The organism is Pseudooceanicola sp. DL12 (assembly GCF_056270665.1).
The window spans coordinates 3792858-3810000 of sequence record NZ_CM149884.1; the positions used below are offsets into that span (position 1 = coordinate 3792858).

The window sequence follows — 17143 nt, forward strand, 5'->3', positions numbered from 1 at the left end:
CCGCCCCCGACCAAACAGAGGAGCCCGGTAAAACCCAGAGAGGCGCCGGGAGACCAGACAGTGACCTTTCCGAACCATACCGTTGAAAAGATCGGCGGCACCTCGATGTCCAAGGTGCACGAGCTGCGCGACGAGCTGCTGATCGGCGACCGCACCGGTGCCGATCTCTATGGCCGCGTCTTCGTCGTCTCGGCCTTCGGTGGCATCACCAACCTGCTGCTCGAACACAAGAAATCCGGCACTCCGGGTGTCTATGGCCTGTTTTCCAACGATGACAACGCCCATGGCTGGCTCGATGCGCTGACGCAGGTGGCCGATGCCATGCGCGATGCCCATGGTGCCGTTCTGGACCACCCCGCCGATATCGTTGCCGCCGATGAATTCGTGCGCGAGCGGATCGAGGGTGCGCGGTCCTGCCTCTTCGACCTCCAGCGGCTCTGCTCCTACGGGCACTTCCGCCTCTCGGATCACATGATGGACATCCGCGAGCTGCTCTCGGGCCTGGGCGAGAGCCATTCGGCCTTTGTCACCACGCTGATGCTGCAGCGTTCGGGCGTCAACGCCCGCTACGTCGATCTCAGCGGCTGGCGCGACGAGAGCGAACTGGACCTGCAGGCGCGTATCGCCGCCGGCCTGAAACAGGTCGATTTCGAGACCGAGCTGCCCATCGTCACCGGCTATGCGCAATGCACCGAGGGTCTGATGCGGGAATTCGACCGCGGCTATTCCGAGGTCACCTTCTCCAATATCGCGGCCTATACCGGCGCCGCAGAGGCGATCATCCACAAGGAGTTCCACCTCTCCTCCGCCGATCCGAACCTGGTGGGCGAGGATGCGGTGCGCAAGCTGGGCCACACCAACTACGACGTGGCCGACCAGCTCTCGAACATGGGGATGGAGGCGATCCACCCCAAGGCCGCCAAGATCCTGCGCAAGGCAGGCATCCCGCTGCGCGTCGCCAATGCCTTCGAACCTGCCGACCCCGGCACGCTGATCGACGAGGCCGAGGCCAGCGTGCCCTCGGTCGAGATCGTCACCGGCCTGGGTGTCACCGCGCTCGAGGTCTTCGAACAGGACATGGTGGGCGTGAAGGGCTATGATCAGGGCGTGCTCGAGGTGCTGACGCGCCACAAGGTGCGCATCGTCTCCAAGGCGACCAATGCCAACACGATCACCCACTACCTGGATGCGCCGCTCAAGGCGATCCGCCGGGTGGAGCGCGACCTCAACGCCGCCTTCCCCAATGCGCGGATCAAGATGAACCGCATGGCGCTTGTCTCGGTCATCGGCCGCGATCTCGCCGGGCTGGACGTCACCGAGCGCGGCATGGGCGCCCTGCGCGAAGGCGGTGTGCGCACCCTCGCCGTGCAGCACCTGCCCGGCAGTGTCGACGTGCAGTACCTGATCGGCCAGGACCAGCAGGACGAGGCCATCCGCCTGCTGCACCGCGCCTTCGTGGAAACCGAGGCCGACGCAGAGACCACCCCCAAGGCCAAGCGCCAACTGAAAAAGGCCGCCTGAAGGCGACCTTCCCTGCCCCGTGGCAGATCCCTTTCAGGGGGGAAGCCGCCCGCCGATGACCCGTCCATGCGACGGCGAGGCGGGCGGCTTCTTTTTGCCTCACGCAGGCCCCAGCCCCCGGAAGCTGGCAAAGACATGGGTCACCGTGCCGTCCTCGGCACGCCGCGGGCGCCCGGTGCAGGCCACCTTGCGGATGCTGCCGTCGGGCCACCGGACGCTCACCTCGCGCTCGAAGGGCCCGCCATCGGCCCCGCCCGTCAGCAGCGACGCAAGCGCCGCCCGATCGGCCGGCTCCACCGCGCCAAGCCCCTCTTCCACCGTTTCCGGCCCCTGCCCCGCCAGCGACAGGATCTCGCAGAGCTTGCCGGACCAGAACGGCCGCCCGTTGGCCACGTCCAGCGCATAGAACCCAAGGTTCAGCTCCTCCTGGAGCTGAGCGAAATTGCGCAGCAGCATCTGGTCGCGGATCTGGTCGCTCACGTCACCGAAGGTGCCGATCACATAGGCCGGCTCTCCGCGTCCGTCCCTCAGCACCGATCCCTGGCAGCACACCTGCCGGGTGCCGCCGCCGGGCAACTGCAGCCGCGCCTCGAAGCTGAAGGGTCGCCCGGTGGAGATCGCCTCCTCGAAGGCCCGCTGCACCAGCTCGCGATCATCGGGATGATAGGCCTCGATCGCGGCGCTCACGCCCAGCGGCCGCTCTTCGGGGTCCATGCCATGCAGGGCAAAGATCCCCGGCGACCACGTCATCACCTCTGTCTGGATGTTGTAGCGCCAATGGGGCAGCCCTGTCAGGTTGTCCATCAGCTGGGCGACCTCCTTGATCGAGGCCATCTCTCGGTCCAGCACGCTTATCGTCAGCCCCGAGAGGTCCATCTTGGCGTCGCTGTAGGGCGCCAGCGCCAGCCGGTAGTTGGCGCTGTCCGTGTCGATCATGAATTCCTTCGGGTGCCGCAGGTTGAAGACCTCGGCCGCCGGCTTCGACAGGTTCGGAAAACCTTCCGGAATGGCCAGCTGCGACAGGTGCAGCCCCGTCGAGGGGATCTCGTCGATGCCGAAGAACTGCCGCGCCAGGTCCGAGGCCCGCCGCACCATCAGCGCCGGATCCACCGCCAGCACGATAAAGGGGCTGTCCTTCAGGATCGCGTCCAGGTCCGCCAGCACCGCCTGCAGCTCGGCCGAATTGATCTGCAGCTCCTCGTTGACGGTGATCAGCTCCTCGTTGGCCGACTGCAACTCCTCGTTCGAGGTCTCCAGCTCCTCGTTCGTGGCCTGCAGCTCCTCGTTGGTCGACTGCATTTCCTCGTTGACCGACTGCAGCTCCTCGTTGGTGGTCTGCAGCTCTTCCACCGTCTGCTGCAGCGCCTCCTGGGTCGAGCGCATGTCCTGTTCCATGCGCTCGATATAGGCGCGGTCCTCGCCGTCCAGCCCCTCGCGTTCGATCAGCCGCTGATCTTCCTGCTTGGTGTGGATCGAGATCAGGCAATTGTCCTGGCTGCCCGAGGCCGAGGAGATCGGAAAGCACTGGAACCGCACGCGGTTGGCATCCGGAAGCTGGAATTCGTGCCAGCGCGACGACCGGTGTCGCCAGGATTTCAGGGAGATCGCCATCAGGCTGATCACCTCGTCGCGAAGTGGCTTGCGCAGCAGCCGCGTGGTCATCGCCAACGGCCCGTGTTCGCTGATCTCGATAAAGGGAGAGATATCCCCGATCACACGCACGATGTCGCCGTTCCGGGTGGCAATGAACCCCTGCGGCGCGACCGCCTTGACCAGCGAATCGAACATCACGTCCGAGGTTTTCCCCCGGCCCTTGGCGCCCGCGCTCTCGGGCGTGTCCGGGCTGCCCTGGCGATAGGCGCTCGCCGTCAGCTCCGGGAACCGATAGTTGGTCACCCTTGCCGTTCGCCGCTTGCCAAAGATCTTCTCGGTGCCGGCGCGCTGTTCGAAATGGGCCTCCATGCTGCCCACCGTCTCCGAGGTACCCAGGAACAGCATCCCGTCGGGCGCCAGCGCATAGTGGATCCGGTAGAGCACCCGTTCCTGCAGCGCCGGTTCGAAGTAGATCAGCAGGTTGCGGATGCTGACCAGGTCGAGATTGATGAAGGGCGGATCCTGGAAGATGTTGTGCCGCGAGAACAGCGTCACGTCCCGAAGCTCGCGCGCCACCCGCAACTCGTTGCCGGAAATATCGAAATACCGCGCCAGAAGATGGCTCGGAATGTCCTGCGCCGCCGAAACCGGGTAAACGCCGCGCCGCGCCACGTCGAGCGCGCGGTCGTCGATGTCGGTGGCGAATATCTGCACCTGGCTCTTCTTCAGGGCCTTCGGCCCGCCCAGGGCCTCGGCAAACAGGATCGCGATGGAATAGGCTTCCTCGCCCGTGGCGCAGCCGGTCACCCAGACCCGCAGCTGCCGCTTGCCGTCGCGCTCCGCCAGAGCGTCGACCTGCGTCTTCAGCTGATCGAACTGCCGCGGATCCCGAAAGAACCGCGTGACCGAGATCAGCAGGTCCTTGTAGAGGGCATCCACCTCTTTCTGGCTGGTACGGCAGAAATCCACGTAATCGGTATAGGTCTCGATGCTCAGGGCATTCATCCGCCGCGCAATGCGGCGGTTGACCGTGCTTTCCTTGTAGCCGCGAAAATCCACCCCCGTCCGCGCCAGCAGGATCTGAAGCAGATCGGCCAGCCGCGTGGGGTGCTGGCTCAGGGTCTTCAGATCGTCGAAATTGCGGGGCTGGCGCAGGATGCGCTCGAACTGCTGACCGATGCGTTCGGGCGTCAGCGTCAGATCGACGCAGCCCGTCGCGATGGCCGAGGCCGGCATGCCGTCATACTTGGCCGAGGCCACCTCCTGGGCAATGGTGATGCCGCCCGCCTCGCGGATCGACTGCACCCCATAGCTGCCGTCGCTGCCAGTGCCCGACAGCACGATCCCCACGGCATTCTCGCCGCATTCATCCGCCAGGCTCTGAAACAACCGGTCCGCCGAGGGTTTCGGCGTGGCCGGATGGCCAAAGGGCTCCACCAGGGTCAGCGCGCCGTCCCGCATCACCACGTCCGAATTGGGCGGCGTGACATAGATCGTGCTGGGCTCCGGCACGACGCTGTCATGCAGCTCCACCACCGGCAGCTTGGTTTCCCGCGAGATCAGGGATGTCAGCAGGCTCTTGTGCGTCGGCGACATGTGCTGGGCGATGACATAGCTGGCATGCACCGCCATCGTAAGGTTCTGGACAAGGAGCGATGTCGCCTCCAACCCGCCGGCCGAGGCCGCGATTCCCACGACTCGCAGCGGTCCCGGCTCCTGTACCGCCGCCTCGCCTGCCACTTCCACATCCTGATTTTCCGCCATCCCGGCCTTTCCCCGACAATTTTTTTCGACGGCTCTTCTCGGCCGCAGGTGGAGCGTTCAGTAAAATTTGTCCTTTAGTATATTTGATATAGTCATGACCTGATCAAAAGCGCCAGTCCAGAAATTCCCTCTCAGGTTGCGCATTAACTCTGATTAGCCTCTTGAATTAATGAAGTATTAACCGCTTGAGACAAGCCTCTGTGAAGTTTCCCGGGGGATGGAGAGAGCCGTGGCCGGATCGACCGACACTTCAAAGTTTGCAGCTTATCTGTCCTACCAGGCAACCACCGATCGCTGGCACGTCCGTTCCATCGACATCAGCCATACCGGCGTGCTGCACAAGGTCACCTACCCGGACCAGCCTCCGCTGCAAAAGGTCTTCGTGCCGCCCCTGGCCCAGGTGATCTCCACGCGGCTGTCAGAGATGGACCGCGACGGCGAGATGCTCTCGCTCTCCGACTATACGCTGGAGCTGCCCGGCGCCTCCTTCTCGCGGCTGCGCATGCACACCGGCCGTAACGTCACCCGCGGCAACGAGGCCAGCTTCTGGTTCTCCAGTTATGCCGGGCAGCCGCTGATGGCGCTCCGGCAATATGCCGACGCCATGGATCAGCTGCCGCAGACCGACCGCGTCAACAACCTGGCGATCAACGCGATCGACCGGGTGATCATCCCGGCCCTCAATGTCGTGACCGCGGTCCGGTCGGGCGTCCGCTCCACCCAGAATGTCGAGGTCTTCGAGGAATACACCAGCCGCCTGCTGCAGGAGGCGGACGACCTGATCATGTACGCCGAGCTGGTCAAGCGCCTGATCCATTCCCAGACGACGCCGGCCGTCGGCGTCCCCCCCGCGCCCACCGAGCTCAAGGACATCACCAACGGCATCCGCAGCCTCGAGATGCTCAAGCGCCTCGACAGCGCCAGTTGATGCCCCGGTGATCGCGACAGGCCTGCCCGGCAAGGCCAGCAAGGCAAGGGGCCCGGCGCAACCGCCGGGCCCCTGCTGCCTGCCATCGTCCGGCCGGCGGTATCAGCCGTTGGTGCACTGGGCGAGCTTGTCCGCGATCCCCTGCAGCAGCTCGGGATAGAGCGTCGCCCCGCTGTCCAGGCCCGTGCCCAGCGGATCGATGACCCCGGTCTTCACATCCGTCTCGCCAAAGATCGCGTCGACGATGTTGGAGTTGAATTCCGGCTCGGAGAAGACGCAGGCCGCGTGCCGGTCCAGCACCAGATCGCGGATCCCCGCGATCCGGGCGGCGCTCGGATCCGAGGCATCGCTGTCGGAAATCGCGCCCAGGGCCGTCACGCCGAAACGGTTCTCGAAGTAATGATAGGCATCGTGGAAGACCACGAAGCTCACGTCACCGGCCGCGTCCAGCTCGGCCTGGATGCCCTCCTGCAGCTGGTGCAGCTCGGCTTCCGCGGCCTCGGCATTGGCCGCATAGGTGGCGGCATTCTCCGGATCGGCCGCGCTCAGCGTCTCGGCAATCGCGCGGGTCCAGACGATGGCGTTCTGCGGATCCAGCCAGATGTGTGGATCGGCGCCGTCGTGGTGGTGGTGCCCGCCATGGGCCTCTTCGGTGCCATCATGGTCATGGTCGTCATGCTCGTGATCGTCATGATCCGCGTCGTGGTCGTGATCATGGTCCTGGTCGTCCTCCTCGACGCCCTCCACCTTCAGCTCCAGCCCGGTGCGGAACTGCAGCACCTCGGTGCCGGGCACCGCCATCAGCTCGACCACCGTCGCATTGCCGGCCAGCGAATCGAGCGGCTTCTCGAGCCAGGGCTCCAGCGCCTCGCCCACCCAGAAGACCACGTCGGCCTGCTGCAGGTCGCGCGCCTCCGAGGGTTTCATCGCATGTTCGTGCGGCGAGGCGCCCGGCGGCAGGATGACGTCCGGTGTGCCCACGCCCTCCATCACCCGCGCGACCAGCGACTGGATCGGGGCAATGTCGGTGGCAACGTCGGGTGCCTGGGCCAGCGCGGCGGTGGCAGTGGTGCAGCTCAGGGCCATGGTGGCGAGGGTCATCCTGATCATGCGGATCTCCGTATGTGATAGTATAACATTACGCCGCTTGATAGCGGCAATAATATAACATATCAAGAGGCATTCCCGACCCGCGGAGCCGCCGATGGACACCACAGGATTTCACAGCCACGATCACGCCGCCTGCATCGAGCAGGGGGTCTCCTCGGTTGCCGACTTCTGCGCCCGCGAGGGGCTGCAGTTCACGCCCGTGCGCCGGCGCGTGCTCGAGATCCTGCTGGCCGAACACCGGGCCCTCGGCGCCTACGACATTCTCGACACCCTCCGGCAGGAGGGCATGGGCTCGCAGCCGCCTGTCGCCTATCGGGCCCTCGATTTCCTGGTCAAGAACGGCTTTGCCCACAAGATCGAGCGCATGAATGCCTTCATCGCCTGCGCCCACCCCGGGGAAAACCATTCGCCCGCCTTCCTGATCTGCCGGAAATGCGACACCGTCGCCGAGGCCGAGGCCGATCCCGCCACCGACATGCTCGGCCGCTCCGCGGCCAAGCTGGGCTTTCACATCGAACGCGCCGTCGTCGAGGCCGAGGGGCTCTGCCCCAACTGCCGCGATGCGGGCACCGGAAAAAGTACCGAGAAATGAGCCTCGTCACCCTGGATGACGTCACCGTCCGGCTGGGCGGTCAGGATGTCTTGCAGCACGTCACGCTGTCGCTGCATCCCCGAGAGATCGTGACCATCGTCGGGCCCAACGGCTCCGGCAAGTCCACGATGCTGCGCACCATCATCGGCGCCCAGTCCATCTCCGGCGGCACGCTGACCCGCAAGAAGGGGCTGCGAATCGGCTACGTGCCGCAAAAGCTTCACATCGACCCCACGTTGCCGCTCACCGTGCGCCGCTTCCTCAGCCTGCCGAAGAAGATCACCGATGCCGAGGCCCGCGCCGCCCTGGTCCAGGCCGGCTCGGAACAGCTCGAGGCCCGGCAGATGACCGGCCTCTCCGGCGGCCAGTTCCAGCGCGTGCTCCTGGCCCGCGCCCTGCTGCACCGGCCAGAGCTGCTGATTCTCGACGAGGCCACCCAGGGCCTCGACCAGCCCGGCTCCGCCGCCTTCTACCGCCAGATAGAGAAGGTCCGGCAGGAGATCGGCTGTGCCGTGCTCATGGTCAGCCACGAGCTGCACGTGGTCATGGCCGCCTCCGACCGCGTCGTCTGCCTGAACGGCCATGTCTGCTGCGAAGGCGCGCCCGAACACGTGGCCAGCGCCCCGGAATACCGCGCCCTCTTCGGCACCGGCACCGGCGGCGCGCTCGCCCTCTACCGGCACGAACACAACCACAGCCATGATCACGATCATGGCCACGGGCATGACCATGCCCATCCGCACACCCCCGACGGCACAGCCGACACACATGACCACGGCAGGGTCTCCGAATGAGCTTTCTCGATGATTTCCTCGTGCGCTCCGCCCTCGCCGGCCTCGGCGTGGCCCTGGCGGCGGCCCCTCTCGGCTGCATGGTGGTCTGGCGCCGCATGGCCTATTTCGGCGATGCCACCGCCCATGCGGCCATCCTCGGCGTGGCCGTGGCGCTCAGCTTCGACATCTCGATCTTTGCCGGGGTGCTGGTGATCTGCCTGATGATGGCCACCACCGTCTCCTTCCTCTCCGGCCGCGGCTATGCCATGGATACGCTCCTCGGCGTGCTGGCGCATTCCGCCATCGCCTTCGGCCTGGTGGCGGTCTCCTTCCTCTCCGGGGTCAGGATCGACCTGATGGCCTATCTCTTCGGCGACATCCTGGCGGTATCACAGACGGACCTGATCGTGATCTGGGGCGGCGCGGCGCTGGTCCTGCTGCTGATGCGCTGGCGCTGGTCGGCGCTGCTCACCTCCACGCTCAATCCCGACGTGGCCTATGCCGCCGGCATCGACCCGAAGCGCGAGCAGATGGTGCTGACCATCGCCCTGGCGCTTGTGGTGGCCGTGGCGATCAAGGTGGTGGGCTCGCTGCTCATCGCCGCCCTGCTGATCATCCCGGCGGCGGCCGCGCGCCCCTTTGCCTCGACGCCAGAGCGCATGGCGGTGATCGCGGCGCTGATCGGCGCGGTCTCGGCGCTCGGCGGGTTGCAGGCCTCCTTCTCCTTCGACACGCCCACCGGCCCCACGATCGTCTGCATCGCCGCGGTGCTCTTCGCCCTCGCCAGCCTCGTCGACATGCTCGCCCGCCGCCTCGGCACCCGCTGACCCCGACAGGGCCGCTCAAGGCGGCCGCGCCCTTTCATCTTTCCCGAAATACTCCCGCCGGAGGCCTGCCCTCCCGCGCGTGGCGTCAGCCGAAATAGGCCGCGGCGCTCGGCGCCCGGTCATATTCCAGATAGAATTCATCCAGCTGCGGCGGCGCAATCCCTGCCGCCTGCAGCTGGACATGGGCCTGTCCGCGATGGTGGATCTGGTGCTGGAAAAGATGCAGCAGAAGCGGCCCCACGGTCTCGGTCACCGGCCCTTCCTCGCGCATGGTCACCCGCGGCCCGGCCAGCATCCGGGCATCGAGGCCGCCACAGAACCGCGCCAGCCGCGCATCCGCATGGGCCTGCTTTCGCGCCAGCTCCTCCACGCTCTCCACCTCCGGCCGCTCCCTCAGGCTGCGGCCCAGGCCGCCCTCCTCCAGCGCGTCCAGGTAATAGAGATCGACCAGGTGGATATGGTTCATCGTCGCCTTCAGCGAGGGAAAGAACCCCGGCCGCTCGGCGGCGAACGCCGCATCGCTCATCCGCGCCATGGCGCCATAGAGCGTGGCATTGGCCCAGGCATTGTTCAGCGCCATCAGGCGATAGGTTCTCGCGATCTCGTCCATGGGCTCTCCTCCTCTGCGCCCCTTTCGCCTCAGAAAGTCACGGATACCCCCGGCAGGTCCAGTGTCTTGATCAGGTCGCGCAGCTCCTGGCGGGCCGCGATGTTCGACATGTTCAGGCTGGTCACGCCCACGTCCTTCAGGTCGAGCAGCGTCAGCCCGCGCGGAAACAGCTCGCGAAAGATCACCCGCTCGTTGAAGCCCGGCGCCACGCGAAAGCCGATCCGCTTCGACAGCATCTCGATGGCGCTCTCCATCTTCTTCTTGTTCACCATCGCCTGAGAGCCCAGCCGGTTGCGCAGCACCACCCAGTCGATCGGCTTCATGCCGTTCTTGGCCCTGAGCTGGCGCGCCGCCCAGACCATCTCGGAATAGACCGAGGGGCTCAGGATCTTCTCGCCGCTGCTGTCGATATGGGCCAGCAGGTCGAAATCGATGAAACTGTCGTTCAGCGGCGTGATCAGCGTATCGGCCAGCGAATGCGCCACCTGGCTCAGCCGGGTATGAGAGCCGGGACAGTCGATCAGGATGAAATCATTGACCGGCCCCAGCTGCTCCAGCGCGTCATAGATCTTGCGGTCATAGAGGTTCTCGCCCTCCCTCAGATCCTCCGGCGCGATCTCCGGCAGCTCGACATACCCCGGAGAGGGCAGGCTCAACCGCTCGGTCTTCAGCGTCTCCATCCGGTTGGCCACGTAGCGCCCGAAGCTCTGCTGCCGCAGGTCCAGATCAAGGCCCGTCACCCGGTGCCCCATCCGCGCCAGGGCGGTGGCCACATGCATGGACACGGTGGATTTCCCGGCCCCGCCCTTTTCGTTTCCGACAACGATGATATGCGCCACGTTCGCCCCTCTTCGGCCCGCTCTGCCTGTGCCTGCCGACTATATGTTGGGGTCCGGCACAGGAAAAGCACGAGGTTCGATCCCTCCCCGCGACGGGGCCCACCTGTGACACCGGCGAAACGAACCGCGCCGCGGCGCCCCCGTCAGCCCTCGACCGGCTGCCCGAAGAGGAGGATCGCCAGGCCCAGCAGTGCCAGCGCCCCCCAGCCGATCCGCGCCGCGCCCTGCCCATGCCGGCAGGCGATTCCCGCCTGTACCGCGTAGTAGAGCGCGAAGGCCCGCGAGGCATAGGAGATGATCTCGAAGACATCCGAGGTCCAGGTCAGGGCAAGGCCGATCCCGCAGAGCGCCGCATAGCCCTGCCGTGCCGAGATCCGCCGCCGCGTCAGCTCCTCGAGCAGCCCGCCGGCGCCCCCGGTATCGGCCACCGCGGCGCTGAACTGTGCCGCCAGCGCCGCCAGGATCAGCAGGGCCGGCAGGATCGGCGAGACATCCCGCATCATGTCGATGATCGCGGTCTCGCTCAGCGCCCCCTCCGGGACGTGATGCGCATAGACCAGCAGCACCACGTAGATCATGTAGATCGCCGTGGCGATCAGCTGCGCCAGCCGCATCGACCGCACCCGCACCGCCGCGTCATAGGAATTGCCGAGATAGCGCGAGGTCTCGAAGCCCTGGACCGTCACCAGCAGCCCGAAGCCCAGCGTCACCGCGCCCCATCCGCTCTCGGCGCCCGCGGGCAGGAACAGCGCGCCCTGCCCCGCGGCGCCGGCAAAGAAATGCACCAGCCCCAGCAGCAGCCCCGTGATGATCGACAGTTTCAGCGTCACCGAGAGGTACTCGGCCCGTTCCAGCATGCTGAAGCCCCGACCATAGCCCAGCACCAGCACCAGCGCAAAGACCAGGGTGGTCACGCAGCGGGCCGCGAAATGGCTCTTCCAGGGCGAGATCTCCACCGCGAAGGAGCCGAAAAGATTGAGGTAATAGGCAACCGAGATCACATAGGCCCCGGCCAACACCGCCGCCGAGAGGCTCTCGGCGCCCGAGCGCACCTCTGCCTGGTCGCCGAGGCGCGTGATATTGGCCCGGATCGCCGCGCCAAAGGCCCAGGCCCCGGCGCAGAGCAGCCCCATGACCAGCGGCGCCCAGGCCCCGTAGCCATGCGCCAGGATCGGGCCGAGCACCAGGAACCCCGAGCCGATGATCGAGGCCAGCGGCGTGATCCTCGCGCGCCAGACCGGCCTGTTGCGCAAGCGGGGCATCAGCAACAGCGCACCGGCCATCAGGATGGCCACAAGGATCAGGGTCGTCAGCATGGGCTCAGGTCTTCGTCTTCATGTCCTCCGGGGTTAGGCGCTTGCCGTCCCGGGGGCAAGTCGCGACGGTCCCATTCCCCGCGGCCCTGAGCCGTCAATCCCTGCCGGGATACCCTGCAGACATGAAAAAAGGGTGTGGCAGAGCCACACCCTTTTCTTCGTCTGATCTCCGCGGCCAGCTTGGGGGAGAGAAGGACCGGTGGGACCACCGGCCGTTCTGGGTCAGGCCTGCAGGAGATACTCCCGATCAGTCTTGCGGCGCATAGCCGTATTCGTTGATCAGGGCCGAACGGACGTCGTCGAAATCGGCGTTCAGCTGCACGGTGCCGTCGGTGGTCACGTCGGACACGGGGATCAGCGTGCGGTTAGCCGAAGTCTGGATGCGGCTGGCCGGTGCGACCGAAGCCACCAGGTCGCCGTTGGCGCCTTCAAAGACCGAGACGATCGAGCCAACCAGCTGACGGTCCTGGCTGACGACCAGTGCGCCGGTCAGGTCGGAGTTGGTCAGCGTGCCGGTGGCCGGTGCGTTCAGCTCGGTACGGGTCAGGTTGACGTTGTTGGCCGGTGCGGCGGTGATGGCTGCGTTGCCGCTTGCGGCATAGGGGTTGTTCGTATCGTCGATGGATGCGAATGCGGCCAGGGGCAGAACGGTTGCAGCTGCGGTGGCGGCGAGGATTTTGCTAACGGTATTCATAACTTAGTCTCCATTTTTACGCGCTATAGAAGTGAACTGAACGATTTCGTTCATCAGCGTTGAGTGTGATTTAGGCCTCCGGGCCGCCGGTGAAAATGGTCCAAGATGAACATCCCAAAGCGCAAATTTGCACAATAAGTGACCTCTTGAAAAACAATTGTCTGGGACAGCAGGCCGTTTTTCGCCCAAAACCTCAGGAAAATTGGCGCTACAAAGCATGCACCAAGGCCATGAAACAACGGGATACGGGCCGAAATTCGGCCCATCGACAAAAAATTTTTTCGTGATTTTTCTTTGAAACGTCTCTTGCGGTCCGAAATTTCGGGGTCAACGTCCCGATTCCACCGAGACTCGGTCGCGGTTTGCCTCCCTTGGCCGCGCGAATTGGCAGAGCGTGCGTCCCCCGCCCTTCAGGAAAAGGCCCGAGTCCCGCCCTTCTGCGCTCATGCACAGGAACAGCCGTGCTCGCCCCCAAAGGAACGCGGCCTTCACCTGACCGGCGGGGATGCCGCCCGCCGGTCGGGTGCCTCTCCGTGCACGGCCGTCTCACGCCGAGATGCAGCGGGGCGCGGGCAACTGCCGACATTTCGATGCCATCTTCGCCGCGGGGGACCCGCCCGAGGATCGGATCCAGCCCCCTGCCCTTCACTCCCGAAACTGAAACACCCTTCTGCGGCCCTGCGGCAATGCTCCTTGGCCCCCTGGCTCCGGTGCGCGGGCCACACGGCGACGGCCGCTCCCCGTTTTCAGGCAGGGAGCACACCGTCAGAGCGCAAGGAGGCCGATGCTCTCCCCGTCAAGCCGACGTCACGCCGATCTGGCGCCCCCGCCTCGGATCGGCCGGAGCGCGCCATTCTCGACGGCGCGCGCCGGCTCCTTGGCCATTGGCGTGTACCGCTCTGATCCCGGTTCTTCCCTCACGGCTGGTGAATGCCCGCGCAGAGGACCTCGTCCCGGCTCTCCGGGACTGCCTGGGATCTTTCCGCGTGGCCTTCTCGCTGGGTGCGGGCAGATTTGCGGGATCCGGAGTTTCGCTTTTTCGGGGCCGGGGGAAGGGTGGCGTCGGCTTATGGGCGCTGGCGGTGTGCGGAGACTTGTTATGTCTGTGCGTTTATGCCGGGTCTGTGCGTTGATGCTGTATCTGGGTTCGGACCGACGTTATACCGCCGCAATACCGACGTGATACCGACGTTGGTTTCCGGTGATATCAGAGGGTTGCAAAACTGCACATCCAGGGGCGGCCTGGTCGGTTTCGGGCGTGTCGTGTCGTGTGTTTTGGCGATTTGCAGACAACAAAAAACCCCGCGACCAATTTGGCTGCGGGGTTTTTATTATTTGTCATCGTTGTCGGATTTTTACTAGGTCTGGCGGCGACTTACTCTCCCACGTCTTGAGACGCAGTACCATCAGCGCGACGGCACTTAACGGCTGGGTTCGGGATGGGACCAGGTGTTTTGCTCGTGCTATGACCACCAGACCGAGTAAAAATCCGACGAGAGATACCGATCATGTTGTCCATGATTTAGTTGATACACTGTTATGTGTGTATGCTTTTGATTTGGTAGGAGATTTCTGTCTACTACTGGATCAAATCAAGCCTATCGGGCCATTAGTACCGGTCAACTGAATGCATTGCTGCACTTACATCTCCGGCCTATCGACGTGGTGGTCTACCACGGCCCTCAGGGATACCTTGTTTTGAGGGGGGCTTCCCGCTTAGATGCCTTCAGCGGTTATCCTGTCCGAACATAGCTACCCAGCACTGCCGTTGGCACGACAACTGGTCCACCAGTGGTTCGTTCACCCCGGTCCTCTCGTACTAGGGGCAACTCCTCTCAAGTATCCTACACCCACGGCAGATAGGGACCGAACTGTCTCACGACGTTCTAAACCCAGCTCACGTACCTCTTTAAACGGCGAACAGCCGTACCCTTGGGACCTGCTCCAGCCCCAGGATGAGATGAGCCGACATCGAGGTGCCAAACACTGCCGTCGATATGGACTCTTGGGCAGTATCAGCCTGTTATCCCCGGCGTACCTTTTATCCGTTGAGCGATGGCCCTTCCACTCGGGACCACCGGATCACTATGGCCGTCTTTCGACTCTGCTCGACTTGTCAGTCTCGCAGTCAGGCTGGCTTCTGCCATTGCACTCAACGAGCGATTTCCGACCGCTCTGAGCCAACCTTCGCGCGCCTCCGTTACGCTTTAGGAGGCGACCGCCCCAGTCAAACTACCCGCCACACAGGGTCCCGGCACCGGATAACGGTGCGCGGTTAGACATCAAGCAGAACAAGGGTGGTATCTCAAGGGAGACTCCACAGGAACTGGCGTCCCTGCTTCGAAGTCTACCACCTATCCTGCACATGTTCGGCCTAATGCCAGTGTGAAGCTGTAGTAAAGGTGCACGGGGTCTTTCCGTCTAACCGCGGGAAGCCTGCATCTTGACAGGCAATTCAATTTCGCTGAGTCGATGTTGGAGACAGCGGGGAAGTCGTTACGCCATTCGTGCAGGTCGGAACTTACCCGACAAGGAATTTCGCTACCTTAGGACCGTTATAGTTACGGCCGCCGTTTACCTGGGCTTCAATTCGGAGCTTGCACCCCTCCTTTTAACCTTCAGGCACCGGGCAGGCGTCAGACCCTATACGTCGTCTTGCGACTTCGCAGAGCCCTGTGTTTTTAGTAAACAGTCGCCACCCCCTGGTTTGTGCCCCCGGCTCCAAGTTGCCTTGGAACCGGGCCTCCTTCTCGCGAACTTACGGAGGTATTTTGCCGAGTTCCTTCAACATCGTTCTCTCAAGCGCCTTGGTATTCTCTACCAGTCCACCTGTGTCGGTTTAGGGTACGATCTCATGTAGGGCTATTTCCAGGAACCTCTAAGCGGCCCACCCAATCCGATAAGGGTGAACAACCTTCGAGATCCGTCACGTCCTACTGGCTCAGGAATATTAACCTGATTCCCATCGACTACGCCTTTCGGCCTCGCCTTAGGGGTCGGCTTACCCTGCTCAGATTAGCTTTAAGCAGGAACCCTTGGACTTTCGGCGAGAGTGTCTCTCACACTCTTTGTCGCTACTCATGTCATCATTCTCGCTAGTGATCTCTCCACCGGATGGCTCACGCCCCGGCTTCACAGAAAGCTCCTTGCGTCCAATCCTTCCGAAGAAGGTAAGGACGCATGGAGCTATGTCACACTACGCTCCGCTACCATATGCTATGCATATCCTCAGCTTCGGCTCATGGCTTGAGCCCCGTTACATCTTCGCCGCAGGACGTCTTGATTAGACCAGTGAGCTGTTACGCTATCTTTAAAGGATGGCTGCTTCTAAGCCAACCTCCTGGTTGTTTTGGACATCCCACCTGCTTTCCCACTTAGCCATGAATTGGGGGCCTTAGCTGGAGGTCAGGGTTGTTTCCCTCTCCACTACGGACGTTAGCATCCGCAGTGTGTCTGCCATCTAGTACTCCCGGGTATTCGGAGTTTGGTTAGGATCAGTAAGCCTGTGGGGCCCCATTACCCATCCAGTGCTCTACCCCCCGGGGTATTCGGATGACGCTCTACCTAAATAGATTTCGCGGAGAACCAGCTATCTCCGAGTTTGATTGGCCTTTCACCCCTAGGCACAACTCATCCCGACCTTTTTCAACAGGTGTGGGTTCGGACCTCCAGTAAGTGTTACCTTACCTTCATCCTGGTCATGCCTAGATCACTCGGTTTCGGGTCTGATCCCACGAACTCGACGCCCTATTAAGACTCGCTTTCGCTGCGCCTACACCTATCGGCTTAAGCTTGCTCGTGAGACCAAGTCGATGACCCATTATACAAAAGGTACGCTGTCAGGCCGCAAGGGCCCTCCAACTGATTGTAGGCGTTCGGTTTCAGGTACTGTTTCACTCCCCTCGTCGGGGTGCTTTTCACCTTTCCCTCACGGTACTGGTTCGCTATCGGTCAGTAAGGAGTACTTAGCCTTCGAGGGTGGTCCCCCGATCTTCAGACAGGATTTCACGTGTCCCGCCCTACTTAATACGTCCTGTCATGCTTCATATACGGGACTGTCACCCACTATGGTTGGCCTTTCCAGACCATTCTATTCACACTCAAGGCTCGGCTGGTCCCCGTTCGCTCGCCGCTACTAGGGGAGTATCAATTGATTTCCTTTCCTCCGGGTACTTAGATGTTTCAGTTCCCCGGGTTTGCTCTTCAAACCCTATATATTCAGGTATGAAGTACCTGGTTCAGCCAGATATAAACGGCCCGAAGGCTATTATATCAAACTGTCAGGTGGGTTGCCCCATTCGGAGATCCAGGGATCAAAGCCTATTCTCGGCTCCCCCTAGCTTATCGCAGAGTATCACGTCCTTCATCGCCTCTTACTGCCAAGGCATCCACCAAACGCCCTTCTCGCGCTTGATCTGATCCAGAAGAAGACAGAACAACGTCTGTCGCGCATCATTGTATGTGCAGGCTGGTTCGTCTGCTGATGCTCTGTTCCGGATCAAAAGTCATACATTTCCCGCCTGGACTGTCGTCCAGACTATGAGCAACCGTAGTTGCTCGGGTTAGTGTACTTGAC

The 17143-nt window shown here is 63.2% G+C and carries 11 protein-coding genes and 2 rRNA genes; 5 read left to right on the plus strand and 8 right to left on the minus strand.

Translation table 11 applies throughout. The annotated features are described in order from the left end of the window. Positions 1-60: 60 nt before the first annotated feature. Positions 61-1521 (plus strand): aspartate kinase, encoded by a 1461-nt coding sequence (locus tag AC0WR5_RS17805; protein WP_475865150.1) that lies wholly within the window; start codon positions 61-63, stop codon positions 1519-1521. Positions 1522-1620: 99 nt separating this feature from the next. Here AC0WR5_RS17805 and AC0WR5_RS17810 read toward each other — a convergent pair whose 3' ends face one another. Continuing rightward, complete coding sequence (locus AC0WR5_RS17810; protein ID WP_475865151.1) at positions 1621-4878, minus strand: chemotaxis protein CheB; 3258 nt, start codon at positions 4876-4878, stop codon at positions 1621-1623. A 229-nt stretch (positions 4879-5107) separates the two neighbouring features. On the opposite strand from AC0WR5_RS17810, the gene AC0WR5_RS17815 reads away from it, so the two are divergent. Continuing rightward, complete coding sequence (locus AC0WR5_RS17815) at positions 5108-5806, plus strand: hypothetical protein (protein ID WP_475865152.1); 699 nt, start codon at positions 5108-5110, stop codon at positions 5804-5806. 102 nt (positions 5807-5908) lie between these two features. Here the strand turns inward: AC0WR5_RS17815 and AC0WR5_RS17820 are convergent, their stop codons facing one another. Next, the gene (locus AC0WR5_RS17820; protein ID WP_475865153.1) at positions 5909-6916 is read right to left on the minus strand and encodes a zinc ABC transporter substrate-binding protein; all 1008 of its coding nucleotides are present in this window, start codon (positions 6914-6916) and stop codon (positions 5909-5911) included. A gap of 94 nt (positions 6917-7010) precedes the next feature. Here AC0WR5_RS17820 and AC0WR5_RS17825 point away from each other — a divergent pair, with 94 nt between their 5' ends. The 3 genes from AC0WR5_RS17825 to AC0WR5_RS17835 are packed head-to-tail and all read left to right on the plus strand — an operon-like array spanning position 7011 to position 9108. Next, positions 7011-7508 (plus strand): transcriptional repressor, encoded by a 498-nt coding sequence (locus tag AC0WR5_RS17825; protein ID WP_475865154.1) that lies wholly within the window; start codon positions 7011-7013, stop codon positions 7506-7508. Continuing rightward, positions 7505-8302 carry an ATP-binding cassette domain-containing protein gene (locus AC0WR5_RS17830; RefSeq protein ID WP_475865155.1) on the plus strand — a complete coding sequence of 266 codons (798 nt, stop codon included), beginning with the start codon at positions 7505-7507 and terminating at the stop codon, positions 8300-8302. Before AC0WR5_RS17825 ends, AC0WR5_RS17830 begins: the two co-directional genes overlap by 4 nt. Continuing rightward, positions 8299-9108, plus strand: coding sequence for a metal ABC transporter permease (locus AC0WR5_RS17835; protein ID WP_475865156.1), 810 nt, complete (start codon positions 8299-8301; stop codon positions 9106-9108). The genes AC0WR5_RS17830 and AC0WR5_RS17835 overlap by 4 nt, the downstream gene beginning before the upstream one ends. Before the next feature lie 85 nt (positions 9109-9193). On the opposite strand, the gene AC0WR5_RS17840 is transcribed toward AC0WR5_RS17835, so the two are convergent. From AC0WR5_RS17840 to AC0WR5_RS17865, 6 genes are all read right to left on the minus strand, one after another. After that, complete coding sequence (locus AC0WR5_RS17840; RefSeq protein WP_475865157.1) at positions 9194-9718, minus strand: DinB family protein; 525 nt, start codon at positions 9716-9718, stop codon at positions 9194-9196. A 29-nt stretch (positions 9719-9747) separates the two neighbouring features. Further along, a complete protein-coding gene (locus AC0WR5_RS17845) occupies positions 9748-10557 on the minus strand; it encodes a division plane positioning ATPase MipZ (protein ID WP_475865158.1) in 810 nt (269 codons plus the stop codon). Between the two features lie 143 nt (positions 10558-10700). Next, positions 10701-11873 carry an APC family permease gene (locus tag AC0WR5_RS17850; protein WP_475865159.1) on the minus strand — a complete coding sequence of 391 codons (1173 nt, stop codon included), beginning with the start codon at positions 11871-11873 and terminating at the stop codon, positions 10701-10703. 247 nt (positions 11874-12120) lie between these two features. After that, a complete protein-coding gene (locus AC0WR5_RS17855) occupies positions 12121-12567 on the minus strand; it encodes a hypothetical protein (protein WP_475865160.1) in 447 nt (148 codons plus the stop codon). A 1362-nt stretch (positions 12568-13929) separates the two neighbouring features. After that, positions 13930-14044 (minus strand): 5S ribosomal RNA (rrf, locus tag AC0WR5_RS17860). 111 nt (positions 14045-14155) lie between these two features. After that, positions 14156-16983, minus strand: a 23S ribosomal RNA gene (locus AC0WR5_RS17865). Positions 16984-17143 lie beyond the last annotated feature (160 nt).